Annotated in this window: 18 protein-coding genes and 1 tRNA gene; 11 read left to right on the top strand and 8 right to left on the bottom strand. The window is 74.1% G+C overall.

The window, feature by feature from the left end; genetic code table 11:
• Positions 1-2 precede the first annotated feature (2 nt).
• Entirely contained in the window at positions 3-623 is a 621-nt protein-coding gene (locus JNO44_RS40365) for a DUF6230 family protein (protein WP_235094981.1), read from the bottom strand.
• Positions 624-725: 102 nt separating this feature from the next.
• On the opposite strand from JNO44_RS40365, the gene JNO44_RS40360 reads away from it, so the two are divergent.
• Both JNO44_RS40360 and JNO44_RS40355 read left to right on the top strand, forming a co-directional pair.
• Entirely contained in the window at positions 726-1,652 is a 927-nt protein-coding gene (locus JNO44_RS40360; protein WP_205368917.1) for an oxygenase MpaB family protein, read from the top strand.
• A gap of 11 nt (positions 1,653-1,663) precedes the next feature.
• Positions 1,664-2,539 (top strand): oxygenase MpaB family protein, encoded by an 876-nt coding sequence (locus JNO44_RS40355; RefSeq protein ID WP_205368916.1) that lies wholly within the window; start codon positions 1,664-1,666, stop codon positions 2,537-2,539.
• Between the two features lie 51 nt (positions 2,540-2,590).
• On the opposite strand, the gene JNO44_RS40350 is transcribed toward JNO44_RS40355, so the two are convergent.
• Positions 2,591-4,093 (bottom strand): M1 family metallopeptidase, encoded by a 1,503-nt coding sequence (locus tag JNO44_RS40350; RefSeq protein ID WP_205368915.1) that lies wholly within the window; start codon positions 4,091-4,093, stop codon positions 2,591-2,593.
• A gap of 164 nt (positions 4,094-4,257) precedes the next feature.
• Here JNO44_RS40350 and JNO44_RS40345 point away from each other — a divergent pair, with 164 nt between their 5' ends.
• Positions 4,258-6,231, top strand: a complete 1,974-nt coding sequence (locus JNO44_RS40345; RefSeq protein ID WP_235094983.1) for a Xaa-Pro dipeptidyl-peptidase — start codon at positions 4,258-4,260, stop codon at positions 6,229-6,231.
• Between the two features lie 80 nt (positions 6,232-6,311).
• Positions 6,312-7,643 carry a M14 family metallopeptidase gene (locus JNO44_RS40340; RefSeq protein WP_205368914.1) on the top strand — a complete coding sequence of 444 codons (1,332 nt, stop codon included), beginning with the start codon at positions 6,312-6,314 and terminating at the stop codon, positions 7,641-7,643.
• Between the two features lie 66 nt (positions 7,644-7,709).
• On the opposite strand, the gene JNO44_RS40335 is transcribed toward JNO44_RS40340, so the two are convergent.
• Positions 7,710-8,699: an FAD-dependent oxidoreductase gene (locus tag JNO44_RS40335; RefSeq protein WP_240168042.1), complete on the bottom strand. Its 990-nt coding sequence runs from the start codon at positions 8,697-8,699 to the stop codon at positions 7,710-7,712.
• Positions 8,700-9,071: 372 nt separating this feature from the next.
• Here JNO44_RS40335 and JNO44_RS40330 point away from each other — a divergent pair, with 372 nt between their 5' ends.
• A complete protein-coding gene (locus JNO44_RS40330) occupies positions 9,072-11,042 on the top strand; it encodes an FUSC family protein (protein ID WP_205368912.1) in 1,971 nt (656 codons plus the stop codon).
• A gap of 22 nt (positions 11,043-11,064) precedes the next feature.
• Here JNO44_RS40330 and JNO44_RS40325 read toward each other — a convergent pair whose 3' ends face one another.
• The 3 genes from JNO44_RS40325 to JNO44_RS40315 all read right to left on the bottom strand — a co-directional run bounded on the left by JNO44_RS40325 (position 11,065) and on the right by JNO44_RS40315 (position 16,100).
• Entirely contained in the window at positions 11,065-12,261 is a 1,197-nt protein-coding gene (locus JNO44_RS40325) for a Cmx/CmrA family chloramphenicol efflux MFS transporter (protein ID WP_205368911.1), read from the bottom strand.
• A 391-nt stretch (positions 12,262-12,652) separates the two neighbouring features.
• Positions 12,653-15,088, bottom strand: a complete 2,436-nt coding sequence (locus tag JNO44_RS40320; RefSeq protein ID WP_205368910.1) for a Tex family protein — start codon at positions 15,086-15,088, stop codon at positions 12,653-12,655.
• Between the two features lie 142 nt (positions 15,089-15,230).
• A complete protein-coding gene (locus JNO44_RS40315; RefSeq protein WP_205368909.1) occupies positions 15,231-16,100 on the bottom strand; it encodes an SCO6745 family protein in 870 nt (289 codons plus the stop codon).
• A gap of 132 nt (positions 16,101-16,232) precedes the next feature.
• Here JNO44_RS40315 and JNO44_RS40310 point away from each other — a divergent pair, with 132 nt between their 5' ends.
• Positions 16,233-17,192, top strand: a complete 960-nt coding sequence (locus tag JNO44_RS40310) for a GlxA family transcriptional regulator (protein ID WP_073448557.1) — start codon at positions 16,233-16,235, stop codon at positions 17,190-17,192.
• A 61-nt stretch (positions 17,193-17,253) separates the two neighbouring features.
• Entirely contained in the window at positions 17,254-17,925 is a 672-nt protein-coding gene (locus JNO44_RS40305) for a DJ-1/PfpI family protein (RefSeq protein WP_205368908.1), read from the top strand.
• Between the two features lie 48 nt (positions 17,926-17,973).
• Here the strand turns inward: JNO44_RS40305 and JNO44_RS40300 are convergent, their stop codons facing one another.
• A complete protein-coding gene (locus JNO44_RS40300) occupies positions 17,974-18,744 on the bottom strand; it encodes an enoyl-CoA hydratase/isomerase family protein (protein ID WP_205368907.1) in 771 nt (256 codons plus the stop codon).
• A 54-nt stretch (positions 18,745-18,798) separates the two neighbouring features.
• On the opposite strand from JNO44_RS40300, the gene JNO44_RS40295 reads away from it, so the two are divergent.
• The 4 genes from JNO44_RS40295 (at position 18,799) to JNO44_RS40280 (ending at position 22,027) form a co-directional block, all read left to right on the top strand.
• Positions 18,799-20,451: an ABC-F family ATP-binding cassette domain-containing protein gene (locus tag JNO44_RS40295; protein ID WP_205368906.1), complete on the top strand. Its 1,653-nt coding sequence runs from the start codon at positions 18,799-18,801 to the stop codon at positions 20,449-20,451.
• Between the two features lie 80 nt (positions 20,452-20,531).
• Positions 20,532-20,605: transfer RNA gene (locus tag JNO44_RS40290), tRNA-Met, on the top strand.
• Positions 20,606-20,742: 137 nt separating this feature from the next.
• Positions 20,743-21,333, top strand: a complete 591-nt coding sequence (locus JNO44_RS40285) for an HdeD family acid-resistance protein (protein WP_205368905.1) — start codon at positions 20,743-20,745, stop codon at positions 21,331-21,333.
• 202 nt (positions 21,334-21,535) lie between these two features.
• Entirely contained in the window at positions 21,536-22,027 is a 492-nt protein-coding gene (locus JNO44_RS40280) for an ATP-binding protein (RefSeq protein WP_205371372.1), read from the top strand.
• Here the strand turns inward: JNO44_RS40280 and idi are convergent.
• Positions 22,002-22,613 carry an isopentenyl-diphosphate Delta-isomerase gene (idi, locus tag JNO44_RS40275; protein WP_205368904.1) on the bottom strand — a complete coding sequence of 204 codons (612 nt, stop codon included), beginning with the start codon at positions 22,611-22,613 and terminating at the stop codon, positions 22,002-22,004. The two genes, JNO44_RS40280 and idi, sit on opposite strands and share 26 nt — an antisense overlap.
• Positions 22,614-23,079: the final 466 nt, after the last annotated feature.

The following is a 23,079-nucleotide window of genomic DNA, read 5'->3' as shown; positions in this document are numbered from 1 at the left end:
CCCTAGTAGCACTCTTTGCCGGAGTGGCTGAGCTCGATCTCGACCTTGTCGAGGGTGAGCGACCCGCCGTTGGAGGCCCAGGCGGTGCTCTTGACGTTGCGCGCCAGTGCACTGGTCGCCTGGACGCCGAAGAGTCCGCGCGGCCCGTCGACCCCCGGCGCCCCGGTGAGCGTGGCGGCGTCCCGGCCCGCCTGGACGCCGGTCACCCGGCCCCCGCTGCTGGTGAGCGCGTCGGCGTCGACCACGATGTTCTCGCCCCGCACGGGCCGGTCGCCGCCGGAGCGGACGAGCAGCGACACCTCGCCGACCAGCGGCAGTCGCTGCTTCATCGACAGGCAGACGCCCTTGGCTGTACCGGTCCTGATGCCGGCCAGCAGCACCGCGTGGCCGGTGCCGTCCGAGCCGCCGAGCGACGACGGGAAGCTGGCGATCCCCTGGCCGGTGATCTCGTCGGCGGAGACCTTGAAGTTCTTGCCGGACACCGCGAAGGAGGCCGCCATCGCGCCCTGCGCCAGGGCGAGCACCAGCGCCCCGACGCAGGCCGTGCTCGGCACCAGCATCACGGCGGTGCGCTTCCAGTGCGTCCGTCCCTCGGGGCTCAACTCACGTGCGCTCGCGGCCATTTCGGGGACCTCCCGATGGAGTGAGTCAATGTTACAAGGACTATTGACTTGTTTCATGAGCCGCGTCAACACTGCTGACACGGATTCAGCGAGGAGGCGGGAATGGACACCGCGGCAGCATCCGGCACCCCCTTCGGCCATGCGGCGGGGCGCCGCCCAGCCCAGGTCCGGTCGCCCCGCCGGGGCGGCGTCGCCTGGCGCCATTTCGGCGACACCCGAGCCTTTTTGACGTCTCCTCAGCTTCTGCTGCTGCAGGTCGCGCACCCCGTCGTCGGCGCCGGTGTGGCCGCTCACTCGAACTTCCGCGCCGAGCCCTGGCAACGACTCCTGCGCACCGTCGGCTCGCTGGGCACGGTCGTCTACGGCGGGCAGGCCGCGGCCACCGCCGAGGCCCGGCGGCTGATCGAGGTCCACCGGGAGATGAAGGGCACCGACGCGCAGGGCCGCCGCTACCACGCGCTGCACCCCGAGGCGTACCACTGGGTGCACGCCACCCTCGTCCGCGGCCCGGTCGACGCGCTCCGGCTCTTCGGGCCGGGCCTGACGGCGGAGGAGACCGAGGAGTACTACCGCGAGATGCGGGACGTCGGCCGGGTCTGGGGCCTGAAGGACCATCACCTGCCACCCGACTGGGCGTCGTTCTGTGCCTACTACGACCGGGTGGTGGCCGAGCGGCTGGAGCTCAACGACTCGGTGCGGGACGTCCTGGCGGAACTGGCCCGGCCGCAGAAGCCGCCGGTGCGGTGGGTCCCGGCGGTGCTCTGGCGGCCGTTCGCCGCGCTCGCCGCCCACTACGCCCTGCTGGTTACCATCGGCGTGTTGCCGCCCGTCCTCCGCGAGCGGTTCGGGCTCGCCTGGACCGACCGCCGGCAGCGCCGGCTGCGTCGGTTCGCCCGGGTGGTCCGCTGCCTGATGGCGCCGGTGCCGCCGCCGCTGCGGATCGCCCCGGCGCTGTTCCTGGCCTACTGGAACACCCACCGGCCCGGCACCGACCCGCGGACCCGCCGGCCGCTGGGGGCCGCCGTATGATGCGTAGCCGTATGAACACGGTACGAACGGCATCAGAACGCATGGACCCGGAGCCCCCGCCGCCCGGCGGCGTCCTCTGGTCGCTGGTCGGGGACGTCCGCTCGCTGCTGACCCTGCCCGCGGCGCTGACGATGCAGGTCGCCCACCCCGCGGTGGGTGCGGGGGTGGACGACCACTCGGTCTTCCGCGCCGACCCGTGGGGGCGCGGCGAACGCTCGCTGGCCTCGCTCCAACTGTGGGTGTACGGCGGGTCGGAGGCGGTCGAGGAGGGCCGGCGGCTGCGCCGGCTGCACCGGTCCGTCCAGGGCACCGACGCGTACGGCCGGAAGTACCACGCGCTCACCCCCGCGTACTACGCCTGGGTGCACGCCACCGGCTACCCCGTCTTCCGGCACGCCCAGCGCTACCTCGGCCGCCCCTTCACCCCGGCGCAGGAACGGCAGCTCTACGCGGAATGGCTCCAGGTCGGCCGGATCCTGGGCATCCGCGACCGGGACATGCCGCAGACCATCGAGGAGTTCTGGCCGTACTACCGCGAGGTCCTCGACACCGAGATCGAGGAGACCGTGGTGGTGCGGGAGTTGATCGCCACCGACCGGCCGCTGCCGGCGCCCGACCGCGGTCCCTGGTGGCTGCGGCTGCTGCTCCGGCTGGCCTGGCCGGCGATCATGCCGGGGTTCGCCCGCTTCCGCCGGTTCGTCACCATCGGCCTGATGCCGCCGGACGCCCGGCGCGCCATCGGCCTCCCGTGGACCGCCGCCCAGGAGCGCAGGTTGCGCCGCCTGGGGCTGGCGGTGCGGCTGATGATGCCGGTGCTGCCGGAAGGGCTGCGGTTCATGCCGATCGCCCGCCGGGCCCGCCGGAAGCACCGGACGGCCCGCAGCTGAGCCGCGGACGGGCGGAGCCGGGCATGCCCCGACCCCGCCTGCCGCGCTCGGTCAGTGACCGTCGTGCACGTCGTGAGTGGCCGCGATCTGCTTCCAGGACTTGGGCTGGGCGACCAGACCCTGCGCGGCGAACGCCCGCGCGCCCGCGCCGGCCGCCGGCTTGGTCGGCTGGTACAGCCAGGTGTCGAAGAAGCCGGCCAGCGGCTGCCCGGACTTCCGCTCGGCGAACTTCACGAAGTCCCCGACCGCGGCGTTGCCGTACCGGTGCTCGGTCGGCCAGGACTTGAGGATGTCGAAGAACACCTTGTCGCCGAGCTTGTTGCGCAGCGCCTGGAGGGCCAGCGCGCCCCGGTCGTAGACCGCCGAGTCGAACTGCTTGTCCGCGCCCGGGTCGCCCGGCTTCACCGTCCAGAACGCGTCGTCGGCCGGGTGCTGGGCGTAGACGTAGTCCGCCAGCTGCTGCGCGGTGCCCTCGCCCTCCTTCTCCGACCACAGCCACTGGCTGTACGAGGCGAAGCCCTCGTTGAGCCAGATGTCCTTCCAGTCCTTGAGCGACACGCTGTCGCCGTACCACTGGTGGGCCAGCTCGTGCACCACCACCGAGACGTTGGTGCCCTTGTCGAACGCCTGCTTGCCGTAGAACGGCCGGGTCTGGGTCTCCAGCGCGTAGTGCGCCGGGACGTTGGGGACGTAGCCGCCGACCGAGTTGAACGGGTAGGGACCGAAGACGCCCTCCAGCCACTCGGTGACCTCGGTGGTGCGCTCGATGCTCGCCCGCGCCGATCCCAGGTTGGCGCCCAGGTCCGGACTGACCGCGTTGATCACCGGCAGGCCGTCGGCGGTGGTGTCGGTGGTGATGTCGAACTTCCCGATCGCCAGCGTCGTCAGGTACGTCGCCTGCGGCTTGTCCGAGCGCCAGTTGTACCGCGTCCAGCCGAGCTTGGAGCTCTGCGAGGCGAGCACGCCGTTGCTCAGCGCCTGGGTGCCGTCCGGCACCGCGACGGAGATGTCGAACGTCGCCTTGTCGGTGGGGTGGTCGTTGCTGGGGAACCACCACACGGCGGAGTCCGGCTCCTGGGCCACCACCCCACCGTCCGGCGTCCGGGCCCAGGCGGTGAAGCCGTCGATCTTCAGCTCGGAGGGCTTGCCCGCGTAGCGCACCACCACGCTGATGTCCTTGCCCTTCGCCAGCGGCGCGGCCGGAGTGACCTCCAGCTCGTGCTTCCCGGAGGTGGCGAAGGTGGCCTTCTTGCCGTTGACCCGGATCTCGCTGACCTTCAGGCCGAAGTCCAGGTTGAAGCGCGAGAGGTCCTGTGTGGTCCGGGCGAGCAGGGTCGCCGTGCCCTCCAACAGGTCCGTCTTCGGCTGGTACTTGAGCCGCAGGTCGTAGTGGGAGACGTGGTACCCGCCGTTGCCGCTGTCGGGGTAGTAGCTGTCGCCCACGCCGGGGGCACCGGGTGTGCCGTGTACATCGGCCGGGGAAGCAGCCGAAGCCGGGATCGCCAGCATCAGGCTGAGCGCCGCCGCACCCGGGACCAGGAGTCTGTGACGCACGAGTCCTCCAACTCGTAGGGGGGTGGATCTCTTACGGAGCTTATGTGCGCATCGGCGACCGCGTCATGTCCATGGCCACATCTGACACATGACCGACATCTCATCGACATGCACCCCTGACGGCCCCCTTCTGCACGGGAGTTGACCCGCGCTACGGTCCGCCCGTGACAATACGATTGGGACCTCCCCACACCCCATGGAAAACCCTGGTCGGCGCCGCCGTCCTCGCCCTCCTCGCGCTGCTCGCCGCCCCCGGCGCGGTGACCGCCGCCCCCGCCCCGCGGGAGAGCGCGCCCGTCTACTCCTACGCCAACGCCATCCGCGAGACGGTCTGGGTGAACACCGGCCTCGACGGCGACGGCGACGGCCGCCCCGACCGGGTCGCCGCCGACATCATCCGGCCCGCCGAACCCGCCCGGCAGGGCCGTCGGGTCCCCGTGATCATGGATGCCAGCCCCTACTACTCCTGCTGCGGGCGCGGCAACGAGAGCCAGAAGAAGACCTACGACGCCCAGGGCCGCCCGGTCCAGTTCCCGCTGTTCTACGACAACTACTTCGTGCCCCGCGGCTATGCGACCGTCCTCGTCGACCTGGCCGGGACCAACCGCTCCGACGGCTGCATCGACGTCGGCGGCCGCTCGGACGTCCAGTCCGCCAGGGCCGTCGTCGACTGGCTGAACGGCCGGGCCCGCGGCTACACCGCCCGCAGCGGCGGCAAACCCGTGACCGCCGACTGGTCCAACGGCAACACCGGCATGATCGGCAAGAGTTGGGACGCCACCATCGCCAACGGCGTCGCGGCCACCGGCGTCCCGGGCCTGAAGACCATCGTCCCGATCGCCGGCATCTCCTCCTGGTACGACTACTACTTCGCCCAGGGCGCCGCGCTCTACGACGGCGGCCCCGACGGGCTCGCCGCCGCCGTCGAGAGCCCCGCCGCGCACAAGAACTGCGCCGCCGTCCAGCGCAAGCTCGTCGAGGGCGCCCCGCGCAACGGCGACTGGACCGACCTGTGGACCGAGCGGGACTACGTCCGGCACGCCGACAAGGTCCGCGCCAGCGTCTTCCTCGTCCACGGCATGCAGGACCTCAACGTCCGCACCAAGCACTTCGGCCAGTGGTGGGACGCGCTTGCCCGGCACGGCGTCCAGCGCAAGATCTGGCTCTCCCAGACCGGCCACGTCGACCCCTTCGACTACCGCCGCGCCGACTGGGTCCGCACCCTCCACCAGTGGTTCGACCACTACCTGATGGGCTACGACAACGGCATCGAGCGCGCCCCGATGGCCGACGTCGAGCGCGCCCCCGACACCTGGGCCACCGACGCCCGGTGGCCCGCGGCCGGCACCGCCGCGGTCCCCCTGTACCCCCGCACCGGTACCACCGCGGGCGTCGGCGTCCTGAACAACCGGCCCGCCCCGTCCGGCCAGACCGCGGTCTTCACCGACGACCCGGCGCTGGGCGAAGCCGACTGGGCCGCCGCCGTCGACCGCGCGACACCGGCCAAGGCCGGCTTCACCACCGGCCCGCTGACCGCGCCGCTGCGGCTCTCCGGCGCCGGCACGGTCACCGTCACCGCCACCCCCAGCACCACCAGTGCCCACCTCTCCGCGGTCCTCGTCGACCTCGGCCCGGACACCATCCGGAACTACGGCGCCGACGGCGAGGGCATCGTCACCCGCACCAACAGCACCTGCTGGGGCGCCGGCACCTCCGGCGACACCGGCTGCTTCAAGGAGACCGCCGCCGATGTCAGCAAGGTCGGCTTCACGGTCTTCAGCCGTGGCTGGGCCGACCTCGGTCACGCCACCGACCCGCAGCACGGTCACCCGCTGACCCCCGGCAAGCCCTACACCCTCACCCTCCAACTGGCCGCAAGCGACCACGTCGTGCCCGCCGGACACCGGCTCGCGCTCATCGTGGGCGGCACCGACGCCAACCTGATCGACCCGCCCGCCTCCCGCCCCGCGCTCACCCTCGACCTGGCCCGCACCACCGCCCGGCTGCCGGTGACCGGGGGCGCCCCCGCCCTGGCCCGGGCCACCGCGAGCACCCCGGCGGCCGAGCGCCCGACCGGGACCGCCCTCAAGGGCATCGCCCCGCCGGCGGACCCCCGCCGGCTGCCGAACGGAGACTGACCGGCAGCGACCGGCCAAGGGCCGCCCCGCGGGCACGGGGCGGCCCACCCCCCCTGTCGCCGACCCCCGGAGGCACCCTCGTGACACCCCTCAGATCCCTCCGCTCCCGCGGCCTCGCCCTCGGCGCGCTGGCCGCCGCCCTCACCGCCGCGTTCGCCCCCTCCGCGACCACCGGCGCCACCTCGAATCCCCTGCCCCGCACGGGATTCGAGACCAGCCACGGCGCCCGCTGGACCACCGGGTCCGAGGAGGCGGCGTTCCTCACGGCCGTCGACCGGGCCCCGGAAGCCTCGGCCCGGGTCCGCCTCGACCGGATCGGCACCACCGCACAGGGCCGGCCGCTCCGGCTGGTCCGCATCGGCGCCCCCGCCCCCGAACGCCCCGCCGACGTCCGGCGCGGCAACTCCGTGCTGCTGATCTGCTCCCAGCACGGCGACGAGCCCTCCGGCCGCGAGGCGTGCCTGACCACCGTCCGCGACCTCGCCTTCGCCAAGGACCCGGCCACCCGGCACTTCCTGGCGCGCACCAGCGTGCTGGTCGTCCCCACCGCCAACCCCGACGGCCGGGCCGCCGACACCCGCGGCAACGCCGACGGCACCGACATCAACCGCGACCACCTCGCGCTCGCCACCCCCGAAGCCCGCGCGATGGCCGCGGTGCTCCGCGAATACCGCCCCGACATCGTCTACGACCTGCACGAATACACGCCCAAGGCGCCGTACTACGTCAAGGACCTGCTCTCCCTGTGGCCGCGCAACCTCAACGCAGCGGACCCCGTGCGCCGCGCCTCAGCCACCCTGTCCACGGACTTCGTCGGCCCCGCCGCCCGGGCGGCCGGCTTCAGCACCGGCGTCTACGGCATCTGGACCGACCCGGTGACCGGCGCCCCCGTCAAACAGGTCGCCGGCGACGGCCAGGAGCGGATCCTGCGCAACACCGTCGGGATCAAGGGCTCCCTCGGGCAGCTCGTGGAAACCCGCGCGGACCCCCTCACGGACGCCGAGAAGGCCGACCCGGCGCTGAACAACCGCCGCCGGGTGACCTCCCAACTGGCCGCGCTGAAGGGCCTGTTCGCCTTCGTCGAGCAGCGCCGCGGGCGCATCGAGGCGGTCACCGCCGCGGCCCGGGCGGCCGGCCTGGCCGACCGCGGCCCGGTCTACCTCGGCGGCGCCGACAACGAACTCCCGCCCGCTGACCGGGTCCTGACCCGCCCGCCGCGCGCCTACCGCCTGGACGCGGCGCAGTTCGCCCGGGCCCGGGCCGTCCTGGCGGCGCACGGCGTGCGCTGGTGGCGGGACGGCGACGGCGGCGCCACCGTCCCGCTGCGCCAGTCACTGCGCGGGCTGGTCCCGCTGCTGTTGGACGCACGCGCCGACCGCCCCCTCGTGGCCGGCACCCCGATCGGCCCCTGAACAGGCACGTCCGAACAGGCACGACCAGCCAGGCACCGCCAGTCCGGCGCGAGGGGGCGGGCACGATCAAGCCGGCGCGACCGTGTCCCGCACCAGGCGCAGCACCTCGTCCGCGCACCCCCAGGACACGGTCACCCCGGCACCCCCGTGGCCGTAGTTGTGCACGCACACCGTCCCGTCCGGCAGCCGCTCCGCCGCGAGCCGCACCGCCGGGCGGGCCGGCCGCAGGCCCACCCGGTGCGCCAGCACACGGGCCCGCGCCACCTGGGGGAAGTACCGGGCGCAGCGCGCCACGATCGCCTCCGCCACCGCCGGATCGGGCTCCCGCGACCAGGCCCCCTCCCGCGCCGTACCGCCCAGGACCAGCCCGAAGGGCTGCGGCAGGAGATACGTCGAGTTCGCTGCGTCCTCCGCGCCCGCGTCGGCGACGGTGAACCACTCCTCGATGCCCGGATTCTCGACGATCACCAACTGCCCCTGGACGGGCTGCACCCCGTCGTCCGGGACCAGTTCGCGGGCGCCCAGCCCCGAGCAGTTCACGACCGCCCGGACGCCGTCGGCCGCCTCCGCCAGGGACGCCACCGGGCGCGCCACCACGGTCCCGCCGGCAGCCGCCAGCCGCCGCTCCAGATACCGCAGGTGCACCGGCATCTCCACCAGCGGCGTACGCGCCCACCACCCCGCACCACAGCCCGGCGGCAGCTCCTCGGCGCGGGCCGGCCGCAGCCCCGGCACTGCCGCGTACCAGGCCCCCAGCCCCTCCTCGGGAGCGGGAACGCGCGCGCCACCGGCCGTCCCCGCGCCCGCCGTGACGCCCGCCACCAGCCGAGCCCCGGTCTCCGCCGGCCGCCCGGCGAGCCCGGTGAACACCTCCAGCGAGCGCAGCGACCAGCGGACCGCCTCCTCGTACGGCCGGATCAGGTACGGCCAGCACAGACCGCCGGCCACCGCGGAGGTCGTGTCGTCGGCCGCGTCCCGGGCCACCACCCGCACCCGGTACCCGGCCTCGGCGAGCACGATCGCGGACGTCAGCCCGATCACGCCGGCGCCGACCACGCAGATGTCCGGGGCCGCCGACGCGGGGGCCGTCGCGCTCGTGTCCGTCGTGTCCGGGGCGGCTGTCCCCGGGTCCAACGCCCCACCCGTCCCCGCCGACCGCTCGTTCGTCATCTCCGCAGCCTCCCCATCGCCCCGCATCCGGTGGTCCCGTCGCCGTGATCTTGTCCTGCTGTGACGTGGACGTAACCCTCCGGCCGTGAGGCGGACAATCCGGGACCTTACGCTGGTAGGGCCCCGGTGGACCGGCCCGTGCCGTCGCCCCGACCGGGGCCCGGCACCGTCGGCCGATGACGCCCCTCGGATCCGCCCGCGACCACCCGTGGCCGCGCACCCCGTATTCCGTGCCTTCGCCATCGTCCGAGGAGCCCCATGCCCCGCCCCCGGCGCGCCGTGCCCGCCTGGCTCGCCCACCCCTTCCGCTGGCAGCGGCTGCCCGTGCCCTGGGCGGCGGTGGCCCGCGGCACGCTGTGCGCGGGCCCGCTGCTCGCCGCGGGGATCGCCACCGGGCACCCGGCCCCCGGCGTGCTGACCGCCCTCGGCTCGATGCTGGCGGGCGTCAACGACCGGCCGGGCACCCGGCGCACCGGCATCGTCCACATCGGCCTGCCCGCCCTGGCCGCCGCACTCGGCATGCTGCTGGGCGCGTCCCTGCGGGCCGCCGACGCGGGCTGGTGGGTGGTGCCCGCGCTGAGCGCCGTCGGCTTCGTCTCCGGCGCGGGCAGCGTGGCCGGACCGGTGCGCTCCACCGCCGGCATGCAGATGCTGGCCGCCACCGTCCTCGGCGCGGGCATGCCGCTGCCCGGCGCACCCTGGACGAAGGCCCTCTACGTCCTCGCCGGCTGCCTGTGGCTGCTCCTGCTGCGGCTCGTCCTGCGCTCGCCGCGCCCGGCCGGCGGACCGCTCAGCGGCGAGCGGGCGGCCGTCGCCACCGTCTTCGACGCGCTCGCCGACGCCCTGGCGGCGGTCGGCGGGCCGGGCGCGGAGCCCGCCCGGCGCCGGCTCACCGCCGCCCTGGACCGCGCCGACGAGGCGCTGCGGCTGCGCCGGCTCACCAGCCGACTGCTGCGCCGGCCGGCCCGGCCCGAGGAACTGCTGTTGGCCGAGCGGTTCGCCGCGGCCACCGCGCTGTGCGAGGCCAGCGTCGCGCTGCTGTGGGAGGCCCGGCCGCTGCCGGCGCGGGTCGCCGCCGGCCCGCGCCGGTTCGCCGAGGCGCTGCGCACCGGCCGGTCACCGGGCCGGCTCTCCGCCCCGGAGCGCAGCTCCGCCGCCCGCGGGGCCTTCGACCACGCCCTGTTGGACGCCGCGGTCGCCTTCGCCAGGGAACGGCCGCTGCCCCCGGCGACGACCCGCGAGGACCTGCCGCCCGCCCGGACCGGGGGAGTCCGCGGAGCACTGGGCCCGGCCGGTCGGGACTACGGCCTGCGGGTCGCCGTCTGCATCGGCGCCAGCGCGGCGGTGGCGCTGCTGCTCCGCGCCGACCACTGGTACTGGCTCCCGGCGACCGTCACCTTCCTCGTCAAGCCGGACCTGGGCCCGCTGTTCTCCCGCACGGTCAACCGGTTCGCCGGCACCGCGGCCGGGGTCCTGGTCTTCGCGGCGGCCGGGGCCTGGCTGTCCGGCAGTTGGTGGCCCGCCGTGATCGCCGGCGCGGGCGGTGCGCTGCTGCCGTTCGCCACCCGGCACTTCGCGCTCCAGACCGGGGCGATCACGCTGATGGTGCTGTCCTTCGTGTACGTCGGCGGCGCCCGGCAGGCCGCCGCCGAGCGGATCGTGGACACCTCCCTGGCCTGTGCGATCGTGCTCGTCGTCGGGCACCTGCCGCACCTCGCCGACCCGCGTCGCAGGGTCGGCCCCCGGGTCACCGAGGCGCTGCGGAGCACCGAACGCTTCCTGCGCTACGTCCTGGAACCCCGGCCCGCGGCGCCCGTCGCCGAGGGGGCCGCCCCCGGCGCCGTCGCCACCCGCCGGCTGGCGCTGCGCCGGGACGCCTACCGGACGCTGGCCCGGGCGCGGGCCGCCGCCGAGACCGCCGCCGCGGAATTCCACCCCGCCCGCGACCCCGGCCCCGACTGGCCGGCGGTGGTCACCGCGGCGGAGCGCATCGTGGACGCCGCCACCGCCTGCGCCGTCCGCCTCGACCGCGGCGCCCACCGCCCGGGCCCGGAGGAGGCCGAGCGGCTCTGCCAGGCCCTCTCGGCCATGGCCGACGCCCTGGAGGCCCCAGGCCGCCGCCCGCCCGGCACCCCGCCGCCCGCACTGCGGCCGGTTCCGGATTGCGCGACCCTCACCGACGTCGCCGCCGAACTGGAGCGGCTGCGCGGCTACGCCGGCGCCCGCTGACCCGGCGGCCGGGCGGGGCCGTTCACCGGGCCGGCGCCGGCGCCTCCGGGGCACCGCCGGCCGCCCGCCGGCGGACCCGCACCCCCTCCGCCGCACCGCCGACCGCCAGCGCCACGGCCACCAGCAGGGCGCTGACCCACAGCGGCGCGCGGTAGCCGAAGCCGGCGGCGAGCGCGACGCCGCCCCACCACGGGCCGGCCGCGGCGCCGACATTGAGCGCGGCGGTCGCGAACCCGCCGCCCAGCGTGGGCGCTTCGACCGCCGCGTAGAGCACCTGGGCGATCAGGGTGGAGCCGACCGCGAACGACAGGGTCCCCTGGACGAGGACCAGCACGACGGTGGCCACCGCGTTCCCGGCCGTCAGCGCGAACACCACCCAACCCACGAGCAGCGCCGCGCCCCCGATGGCGAGCAGCGGACGGGGCCGCCGGTCCGCCAGCCGTCCGCCGGCCGTGACCCCGACGAACGAACCCAGCCCGAACAGTGCCAGCACCACCGGCACCCCGGCGGCACCGAAACCGGTGACACCGGTGACCAGCGGCGCGAGGTAGGTGAAGGTGCAGAACGTGGCACCGTTGACCAGTGCCCCCAGCAGCAGCGCCACCAGCAGCCGCGGACGGCGCAGGGCCCGCAGCTCACCGCCGGCACCGCCCGCCCCGGTGCCGGCACCGGCCGGACCGCCCGGGACCGACGCCATGATGGCGATCACCGCCGGCACCGACACCGCGGCCACCGCCCAGAACGCCGAGCGCCAGCCCCACTCCTGCCCCAGCACGGCACCGGCCGGGACGCCCACGATGCAGGCCAGCGTCGTGCCGCCCAACAGGACGGAGGTGGCCCGGCCCGTGGCGCCCGGCGCGGCCATCGCGGCCGCGGTCGCCAACGCCACCGCCAGGAATCCCGCGTTGGCCAGCGCCGCCACCACCCGGGTGGCCAGCAGCACGCCGAAGTCGGTGGTCACCGCGCCCACGACGTGCACCAGGAGAAAGGCGATCAGGAAGACCAACAGGGCGCGCCGCCGCGGCCAGCGCCGGCTGAGCAGCGCCATCAGCGGCGCCCCGACGACCATCCCGGCCGCGAACGCCGAAGTGAGCGCGCCGGCGGCCGGGATGGACACCTGGAGGTCGGCGGCGATGTCCGGGATCAGCCCGGACAGCATGAACTCGGACGTGCCCTGCGCGAAAACCGCCAGCGCAAGCATGTAGAGAGTGAACGGCATAGAAAAATCTCCGCAACCACACCAAGGACCGGCACGGGCCGAAGGGCGGCGTCGGCAAGGCCGACGGCGATCGGTACGGCCGGTGGAGGAAGCGGCAGCCCCGGCTACCGCAAGGAACAAGACCTGTCTGAAGAAGGCGGTCCGGTGGCGGAGAAGGTCGAACAGCCACCGGACGACGCCCGGTGGCTAGCGTCTTGAGGACTCGGGGCTGGTCACGATCCGCAGGCTAATCGGGCGGCCCGGCGCCCGTCCACGGATTTGTCGCTCTCGGTCTGTCGTTCCCGGTTCATCGCTCGCGGTGCAGCGCTCCCGGGGCCGGGTGGGGTGCGCAGCGCGCGATCGGGGCGGGCAGCAGTGCCGCCCGCCCCGATCCACCGTCAGGCCATCGCGGTCAGCGACCGCCCTTGCCGCCCAACAGCCCGGCCCGCCGCAGCGCGTCCGCCATCGCGTCGTTGACCGGAGCGGCCTCCCGGCCGCCGCCGCGGCGCTCGCCGCCGCGCTGGCCGCCGCCCTGCCGCTGCCGCGGCGCACCGCCCCGGCCGCCCTCGCGCGGCCCCCGGCCGCCGCCGGCACCGCCGGTACCGCCGCGCCGCTCGCCGCCGCCGGCCGGCGCGCCCTTGCCGGGCTCGTCGTCCAGCCGCAGGGTCAGCGAGATCCGCTTCCGCGGGATGTCCACGTCGAGCACCTTGACCCGGACGATGTCGCCCGGCTTCACCACGTCCCGCGGGTCCTTGACGAAGTTCTTCGACATCGCCGAGACGTGCACCAGGCCGTCCTGGTGGACGCCCACGTCCACGAACGCCCCGAAGGCGGCGACGTTGGTCACCACGCCCTCCAGGATCATCCCCGGCGCCAGGTCGCCGATCTTCTCCACGCCCTCCTTGAAGGTCGCGGTCCGGAACTCCGGCCGCGGGTCACGGCCCGGCTTCTCCAGCTCCTGGAGGATGTCGGTGACCGTCGGCAGACCGAAGGAGTCGTCGACGAAGTCCGCCGGGCGCAGGGCGCGCAACGCGGCCGTGTTGCCGATGAGTTCGCCGACCTCGCTCTTCGCCGTCTGCACGATCCGGCGCACTACCGGATACGCCTCGGGGTGCACGCTGGAGGCGTCCAGCGGGTCGTCGCCGCCCCGGATCCGCAGGAAGCCCGCGCACTGCTCGTACGCCTTGGGGCCCAGCCGCGACACGTCCTTGAGCGCCTTGCGGGAGCGGAACGGGCCGTTGTCGTCCCGGTGGTTCACGATGTTCTCGGCCAGGCCGGTGCTGATGCCGGAGACCCGGGCGAGCAGCGGTGCGGAGGCGGTGTTGACGTCCACGCCGACGCCGTTCACGCAGTCCTCGACCACCGCGTCCAGCGAGCGCGACAGCTTGGTCTCGGACAGGTCGTGCTGGTACTGGCCGACCCCGATCGACTTGGGGTCGATCTTGACCAGCTCGGCCAGCGGGTCCTGGAGGCGCCGCGCGATGGACACCGCGCCGCGCAGCGACACGTCCAGGTCCGGCAGTTCCTGGGAGGCGAAGGCGGAGGCCGAGTACACCGAGGCGCCCGCCTCGGACACCATCACCTTCGTCAGCTTCAACTCCGGCTGCGCGGCGATCAGTTCGGTCGCCAGCTTGTCGGTCTCCCGGGAGGCGGTGCCGTTGCCGATCGCGATCAGCTCGACGCGGTGCTCCCGCGCCAGTCGGGCCAGGGCGGCCAGCGCCGCGTCCCACTTCTGCTGCGGCACGTGCGGGTAGATCGTCTCGGTCCCCGCCACCTTGCCGGTCGCGTCGACCACCGCCACCTTCACGCCCGTACGGAAACCGGGGTCCAGGCCCATCGTGGCGCGCGTCCCGGCGGGGGCCGCCAGCAGCAGGTCGCGCAGGTTCGCGGCGAAGACCCGGACCGCCTCGTCCTCGGCGGCCTGTCGCAGCCGCAGCCGCAGATCGATCCCGAGGTGCACCTGGACGCGGGTGCGCCAGGCCCAGCGGACCGTGTCCTGCAGCCACTTGTCGGCCGGCCGGCCCCGATCGGCGATCCCGAAGCGGTGCGCGATGGACCGCTCGTAGGCGCTGGGGCCCTCGCCCGCCTCCGCCGGGTCCTCCGGCTCCAGGGTGAGGTCGAGGACGTCCTCCTTCTCACCGCGCAGCATCGCCAGCACCCGGTGGGAGGGCAGCTCGGTGAACGGCTCGGCGAAGTCGAAGTAGTCGGCGAACTTGGCGCCCTCCTCCTCCTTGCCGGCCCGCACCTTCGCCGCGACCCGGCCGCGCGTCCACATCCGCTCGCGCAGCTCACCGATCAGGTCCGCGTCCTCGCTGAACCGCTCGGTGAGGATCGCCCGCGCGCCCTCCAGGGCCGCGGCCGGATCGGCGACGCCCTTGTCCGCGTCCACGAACGCCGCGGCGGACGCGCTCGGTTCCACCGACGGGTCCGTCAGCAGCCCGTCGGCCAGCGGCTCCAGCCCCGCCTCCCGCGCGATCTGAGCCTTGGTGCGCCGCTTCGGCTTGAACGGCAGGTAGATGTCCTCCAGCCGGGCCTTGGACTCGGCGCCGCGGATCTGCGCCTCCAGCGCGGTGTCCAGCTTGCCCTGGGAGCGCACGGATTCCAGGACGGCGGTCCGCCGCTCCTCCAGCTCCCGCAGATAGCGCAGCCGTTCCTCCAGGGACCGCAGCTGCGCGTCGTCGAGCATCTCGGTCGCTTCCTTGCGGTAGCGCGCGATGAACGGGACGGTCGAGCCGCCGTCGAGCAGTTCGACCGCGGCCTTCACCTGCCGCTCCTTGACGCCGAGCTCATCGGCGATCCGCGCTTCGATGGACCCGAGTGCCCCGATGGGCTCAGTGGCTGCCGTCACGTTGATCCTGCCCGCCTTCCAGCGACTTTCCTGAGCCTGCATTGTGCCGGTTGGCGGCCCGGACTGTCGCACCGCCCGGCCGGGAGCGCCGGGGTGTGAGAAGACGCACCACACCCCGGCGGCCACGAGGAGGCGGGTGCGACTACTCCTTGTCGAACAGGCTGGCGGGGAACGCCCCGGCCTCCATGAGGCGGGCGGCGAAGGCGCCCGCCAGTTCGGTCAGCCGGGCCACGCCCGCCGCCCCCAGGTGTTCGTACGGCGCCCGGTCCAGCCGGTCCGTCGTCCGCTCCAGGTCCTTGCGCAGCGTCGCACCGGCCTCGGTCAGCTCGTCCGCGCCGCCCAGCAGTCCGCGTTCGCGCAGCCGCTCCTGGGCCGCCGTCAGCTCCTCCTGCGACCAGCCGCGGGTCGCCAGGATGCCGCGGTAGTTCATCCCGCGCCCGCTGGCGGTGTGCGTGACCAGCGCCTCCAGCGGGTCCAGCTCGGCGTCCAGCAGGGCCACCAGGTGGCCGTCGCCGCGGTGTTCGCGCAGCAGCGTGGTGGCGTGCCAGTAGGCGAGGTGCGGCGCGTCGGGCACCGGCAGGTCGGCGTGCGCGGCGTACAGCGGCCGGGCGTGCCGGGTACAGCCCTCGGTGGCGCGCAGCGCCAGCTTCGCCGCCTCGGCCATCTCCGGCGACTCCAGCGCCTCGGCGCCGAGCAGCCGGTGCAACGTGGCGTCCGCCGCGCGCAGCCGCGCTTCCAGGACGGCCTGCGGCGTGGTGCTCCGCCACGCCTGCGGGAGGTGCTCGGCGATCAGCTCGTACTTGAAGGAGTAGAAGGTCGCGGCGACCGTTCCCGGGCCCACCACGCCCATGGGAGCGCTCCGGGAGACGAAGTACCCGGCGCGCCCGTTCACGCCCAACCCCGCCATCTCGGCGCCGAGTTCCGGTGCGAAGTAGTGCGCCGAGTGGAAGGGGTTGAGGACGTTGTGGCAGTGCCGGCCGGCCCGATCGGGCAGTGCGCTGGAAGAGGTCATGCGAGCAGGTTACCGACCCGTCGGTATGGCGCCACCCCCCGTGGGGCGCTCCATGGTCGCCGACCGGCCATGGCAGGAAAAGTGGGAAATCAGTCATTGCCGCCATCGGCATCGCTGACCAGGATGGATGCCATGGAACAGCGCGACGTGCTGGTCGTCCTCTTCGACGACGTGCAGAGCCTCGACGTGACCGGCCCGGTCGAGGTCTTCAACGGGGCCTGCGGCGGCGTCCCCGGCGCCTACCGCATCCGCACCGCCGGCCCGGACGGCGCCCCGGTCCGCACCACCAGCGGCCTGACCCTCGTCCCGGACCTCGCGCTCGACGCCGCCGAACCGCCGCACACCCTCGTCGTACCGGGCGGCGACGGCACCCGGATCCCCGACCCGCGGCTGGTCGACTGGCTGGCCGTGCACGCGCCCCGCGCCCGCCGGGTGGTCTCGGTCTGCAGCGGCGCCTTCCTGCTGGCCGCGGCCGGACTGCTCGACGGTCGCCGCGCCACCACCCACTGGAGCCTGTGCGACGCCCTCGCCGCACGCCATCCCGCGGTCCGCGTCGAATCCGAGCCGATCTACGTGCGCGACGGCAACGTGGCCACCTCCGCGGGCGTCACGGCCGGGATCGACCTCGCGCTGGCCCTGGTCGAGGAGGACCTCGGCCGCGACCTCGCACTGGCCATCGCCCGCTATCTGGTGGTCTTCCTGCGCCGGCCGGGCAACCAGACCCAGTTCAGCGCCCAGCTCGCCGCGCAGACCGCGGAGCGCCGTCCGCTGCGCGACGTCCAGCAGTGGATCACCGAGAACCCGGCGGCGGACCTGTGCGTCGAGGCGCTGGCCGACCGCGCCGGGCTCTCCCCGCGGCACTTCGCCCGCGCCTTCCGCGACGAGACCGGGATGACGCCCGGCCGCTACGTCGACCGGGTCCGCCTGGAGGCCGCCCGGCGGCGCCTGGAGGACACCGCCGACGGCATCGAGCAGATCTCCCGGCAGTGCGGCTACGGCACCACCGAGGCGATGCGCCGCGCCTTCGTCCGGGTCCTCGGCGCCTCCCCGGCCGAATACCGCCGCCGCTTCCGCCCCGCCCCCCGGCCCTGACCCGCCCATCCGCCCCGACCACCACACGCCACACACCAGGAACGACAGGAACGAGGAACCCATGCAGATCGCCGTCCTTCTCTACGACCGCTTCACCGCCCTCGACGCCATCGGCCCCTACGAGACGCTCGGCCTCGTCCCGGGCGCCGAGGTGGTCTTCGTCGCCGAGCGCACCGGAGTGCACCGCAGCGACAAGGGCTCCCTCGGCCTGGTCGTGGACGCCACGCTGGACGAGGTCACCGCGCCGGACATCCTGGTCGTCCCGGGCGGCCCCGGGCAGACCGCGATCATGGAGGACGGGCCGCTGCACGACTGGATCCGGGCGGTGGACGCCGGCACCACCTGGACCACCTCGGTGTGCACCGGCTCGCTCCTCCTCGCCGCCGCCGGTCTCCTCAAGGGCCGCCGGGCCACCACCCACTGGCTCGCGCTGGACCAGCTGTCCACGATGGGGGCCGAGCCGACCGGGGAGCGGGTGGTCTTCGACGGCAAGTACGTCACCGCCGCCGGCGTCTCCTCCGGTATCGACATGGGCCTCGCCCTCGCCGGCCGGATCGCCGGGGACGTCGTCGCGCAGAGCATCCAGCTCGGCATCGAGTACGACCCCCAGCCGCCCTATGACGCGGGCGCCCCGGACAAGGCCCCGGCCGAGGTCGTCGCGGCCATGCGGGACAACAGCCGCTCCATCCTGACCGGCCGGCGCTGGCGGGGCGCGCCCCTCCAGGAGAAGTGACGGACCGTCAGGAAGGGGGTCGCCGGCCGCGGAGTGGTGGCCGGCGGCTCAGTCCTCGGGCCACGTGAACCGCGGCGCCCGGCGCTCCAGGAAGGCGGCGGCACCCTCCGCGGTCTCGCCGCTCTCCCGCGCCTGCGCCGCCCAGTGCGCCCCGCGCGCCTCCGCCTCCTCCGGCGGCACGTCCCACGTCCCGTTGGCCAGCTCCTTCGCCGCGGTCTGGGTCAGCAGCGACCGGCTCGCCAGCACGGCCGTGAACTCCGCGATCCGCTTGTCCAGCTCGCCCTCGGCCACCACCTTGTCCACCAGCCCGGTCCGCAACGCCCGCGCGCAGTCGATCAACTCACCGGAGAACAACAGGTACTTGGCGGCCGACAGTCCCACCAGCCGGACCAGCCGCCGGGTCGCGGACGCCGGATAGGCCACCCCCAGCTTGGCGGGCGTCACCCCGAACAGCGCCCCCTCCTCCGCGAACCGCAGATCGCAGGCGGCCGCCAGCTGGGCGCCGCCGCCCACGCAGTAGCCGCGTATCGCCGCCACCGTCGGCCGCGGAAAGGCCGCCAACGCCTCCTCGGCCACCACCGCCAGCCCCTGCGAAGCGCCCGACGCGTCCCGCAGCGAACCGATGTCCGCCCCCGCGCAGAACGTCCCGCCGTCCCCGGTCAGCACCAGCGCCCGCACCGCGCGGTCGTCCGCCAGCCGCGCCAGCAGCGGCGGCAGCTCCCGCCACATCTGGACGGTCATCGCATTGCGCTTGCCCGTGTTGCTGATGGTGACGGTCGCCGTACCACCGCTGACATGCGTCTTCAGTCCCGGTTCCATGCCCGGATATTAGAGCGGCCGCCGCGCGCCCGGCCGGATACGATCGGCGGTCTGATGTCCGCAACCCTCGTCGCCAAAGATCTCGCCGCCGGCCACGGCGAGCGCGTCCTGTTCTCCGGTCTCGATCTGGTCGTCGCCCCCGGCGATGTGATCGGCCTGGTCGGTGCCAACGGCGCCGGCAAGTCCACCCTGCTGCGCCTGCTGGCCGGGCTGGCGCCCCCGGAGCAGGGCGGCCTCGCCCTCAGCCCGCCGACCGCCACCGTCGGCCACCTCCCGCAGGAGCCCGACCGGCGCCCCGGCGAGTCGGTGCGCGCCTTCCTCGCCCGCCGCACCGGCGTGACCGAGGCACAGCGCGCCCTGGACGCCGCCACCGAGGCCCTCGCAAAGGAGCGCCCCGGCGCCGACGACGCCTACGACACGGCCTTCACGCGCTGGCTCGACCTCGGCGGCGCCGACCTCGACGAGCGCGCCGAGGAGACCGCGGCGCAGCTGGGCCTGGCGATCAGCCTCGACCAGCCGATGACCACCCTCTCCGGCGGCCAGGCCGCCCGCGCCTCGCTCGCCTCGCTGCTGCTCTCCCGCTACGACGTCTTCCTCCTCGACGAGCCCACCAACGACCTCGACCTGGACGGCCTGGACCGCCTGGAGTCCTTCGTCACCGGCCTGCGCGCCGGTACCGTCCTGGTCAGCCACGACCGCGAGTTCCTGGCCCGCACGGTCACCCGCGTCGTGGAGCTCGACCTCGCCCAGCAGCAGGTCAACACCTACGGCGGTGGCTACACCGCGTATCTGGAGGAGCGCGAACGGGCCCGCCGGCACGCCCGCGAGCGCTACGAGGAGTACGCCGACACCAAGGCGGGACTGGAGGTCCGGGCGCACACCCAGCGCAACTGGATGGAGAAGGGCGTCCGCAACGCCCGCCGCAAGGCCACCGACAACGACAAGATCGGCCGCAAGGGCCGGGTCGAGGCCACCGAGAAGCAGGCCGCCAAGGCCAAGCAGACCCAGCGCATGATCGAGCGGCTGGAGGTCGTCGAGGAGCCCCGCAAGGAGTGGGAGCTGCGGATGGAGATCGCCGCGGCGCCCCGGGCCGGCGCGGTGGTGGCCACCCTCCGGCAGGCCGCGGTCCGGCGCGGCGACTTCGGCTTCGGCCCGGTCGACCTCCAGATCGACTGGGCGGACCGGGTCGCCATCACCGGCCCCAACGGCGCCGGCAAGTCCACCCTGCTCGCGGCCCTCCTGGGCCGGCTGCCGCTGGACTCCGGGGCGGCGTCGCTCGGCCCCGGCGTGGTGGTCGGCGAGATCGACCAGGCCCGCGGCCAGCTGTTCCGGGGCGACGGCGACACCCTGCTGATGGACGCCTTCCGGGCCGCCGTCCCGGACCTGGCACCCGCCGACGTGCGCACCCTGCTCGCCAAGTTCGGCCTCAAGGCGGCCCATGTGCTGCGCCCGGCGGCCACCCTCTCACCGGGGGAGCGCACCCGGGCCGCACTGGCCCTCCTCCAGGGCCGCGGGGTCAATCTCCTGGTGCTCGACGAGCCGACCAACCACCTCGACCTCCCCGCCATCGAGCAGCTGGAGTCCGCGCTCGCCTCGTACCCGGGCACCCTGCTGCTGGTCACCCACGACCGCCGGATGCTGACGGCGGTGCACACCACGCGGCGGATCGAGGTGGAGGCCGGGCGGATCACCGATTGGCCGGTGTGACCTGGCACGATGCGGCCCCGGCCCGCTCCGGCATTCGATTTGTTTCCGGGGCGGGGACCCCGTAAGGTAATCCGAGCCGACGCGGGGTGGAGCAGCTCGGTAGCTCGCTGGGCTCATAACCCAGAGGTCGCAGGTTCAAATCCTGTCCCCGCTACTCAGAAGAACAGCAGGTCCGGTGCCCAGGCACCGGACCTGCTGTCGTATGTGCCCACCAGCGCTCCCCGCTCGCCCTGCCACCTCTCCCCATACGCGGTATACCGGGAAAAACGGTCCCCGATCGAGGAGGCGGTGATGGCCGGCAAGTCCAAGTCTTCCCGGCGCAGTCCGACGGCGGCCCGTTTGGGGCGGAGCTTCGGGCTGCTCGCGGTCCTGGGGGCCGTCCTCGTCCTGGCCGGGATCGTCGGGCTGATCTACGTCGCCGTGGCCACCCTCACCACGATGCTGCTCTTCGGCTGGCTGCTGCTGATCGGCGGCGTGGTGGGGCTGGTGCACGCCATCCAGTCCCGGGGCTCGAACTTCTTCTGGCTCGCGGTGATCGTCGCGGCGCTGAACATCGCGGCCGGGGTGGTGGTGCTCCGCCTGCCCGAGGCCACCGCCGCCGCACTGACCATGTTCGCGGCCCTGCTCTTCCTGACCGGCGGGCTGTTCCGGCTGGCCGGCGCCGTGGTGGTGCGCGGGCCGCAGTTCGGCTGGACGCTGCTCCAGGGGGCGCTCGGCATCCTGCTGGGCGCCCTGGTCCTCGCCAGCTGGCCGCACAGCAGCCTCTACGTCATCGGCTGCTTCTTCTCCCTGGCACTGCTCTTCGACGGGCTGGGCCTGCTCGCCATGGGAATCGGCGGCCGGCGCGTGGTCGGCATGGTGGAGGAGGGAAGAGTGGCTTGATCCATACCCCGGCCGCGGCGGTATCGGCGGAGATCCGGCGTCCGGTCCGGGGCGCCACCAAAGAAAAGCGACGGAAAGGTGACGAGACGCGTCGCGAGGCAGATCAATCACGTCAGAATCGACCAAAAGGCGTCGATAGGCGCTGACTTGTGTTCAGGAGGCCGGTCCGGACCAGCACATTCTCAACACTCGTCGTGTGAGGATGCCTTCCGGACCTTCTGCAGAACCCCCCGAGGAGCTGACCTCCCCGCTCGCGTACGAAGGTGTCTGGCGGTTCACCGCCCCGGCACTGGAGTCGTCGGTGCCCCAGGCACGCCACGCGGTCCGGGATCTGCTCGCCGAACAGCACGTGCCCGTCGCCGACGCCATCCTGGACACGCTGCTGCTGATCGTCTCCGAGCTGGTCACCAACGCCGTCCGGCACGCCGCGTTGCTCTCCCCCCAGATCGCCGTCCAGCTCACCCTCGGCGCCAACTGGCTACGGGTCGCCGTCGAGGACGACCACCCCTACCGCCCCAAGGCGCTGGAGGCGGACGAAGGCGACGTCGGCGGCCGAGGGCTGTGGCTGGTCAAGGCGCTCACCGCGGAGGTGGGCGGCAAGTGCGACGTGGCGCACACCGCGGGCGGCGGCAAGGCCATCTGGGCCGAGCTGCCCCTGGCCCCGCTCGCTACCAGCCCGCCGACTTCCCGGTGAGCTCGCGGACCGCCGGACGTGCCGCGTCCAGCACGGTCATGAACCACGCGGAGAACGGCAGCCGGGCATGCCGCTCGGCCAGCTCCTCCGGCGTGACGAACGCGACCTCGGCGATCTCGGCGGGCTCCGGCGCCGGCTCGGTCCGCAGCAGCCCCACGAACAGGTGGTTGTACTCCTGCTCCACCAGCCCGGAGTCCGGGTCGGGATGGTTGTAGCGCACCGTCCCTGCCTCGGCCAGCAGTGCGGGGGCGACCCCGAGCTCCTCCGCGGTCCGCCGGGACGCCGCCGCGAACGGCGTCTCGCCCGGGTACGGGTGACCGCAGCAGGTGTTGGACCACACACCGGGGGAGTGGTACTTCGACAGCGCCCGGCGCTGGAGCAGCAGCCGCCCCTTCTCGTCGAAGAGGAAGACCGAGAACGCCCGGTGCAACTGCCCGGGGGCCTGGTGCGCCGCGAGCTTCTCCGCGGTGCCGATCGTCGTGCCGTCCTCGTCGACCAGCTCCAGCATGATCGGCTCGGCGGCGTCCTCCGGCGCGCCCACCGCGGAGGCTCCGGCGGTCTGTCCGTTGGCAGGTGTGATCGGCATGCGCATCCTTGTCGTCGGTCGTCGGTGTCAAGTCTGCCGTACCAGCGCCCCCATCAGTGGCAGAGCACTGCCGGTCAGCGCGCGGCGCCGCGTGCCCCGGCACCGGACGGACCGCCCGCGCGCCCCGTCCCGCACCGGTCGCCGGCGGCGGGCGGGATCCGCGCCGGCGACCGGCATGGCCCTCGCCACAGCAGCTCACCGGCAACCGTGACCAGCCCCCGCATAACCGGCACCCGGCCCGGCGGCCAGTTGTTCCGGCGCGCCCCGATCCACCATGATGATCGCGGCAGGCGCAGCCGTCGCTCACCCGATCGAGTGGTGAATACGTGGTGAACGGCCGCATTCCGCGATCGGATAGCCTCTGCCGACGTGCCTCCCGGCCCCCGAGGGCCAGGTGTGCCACGCCCGCCGCCCGGGTAGTTCGTGCTGAATGCGGACCGACCGGCGCTGCTCGTCAGCATCCAAG

The organism is Streptomyces noursei, assembly GCF_016917755.1.
Classification (GTDB): domain Bacteria; phylum Actinomycetota; class Actinomycetes; order Streptomycetales; family Streptomycetaceae; genus Streptomyces; species Streptomyces yunnanensis.
The sequence above is the reverse complement of the archived record's forward strand: the minus strand, read 5'-3'. Positions and strand labels throughout refer to the sequence as shown.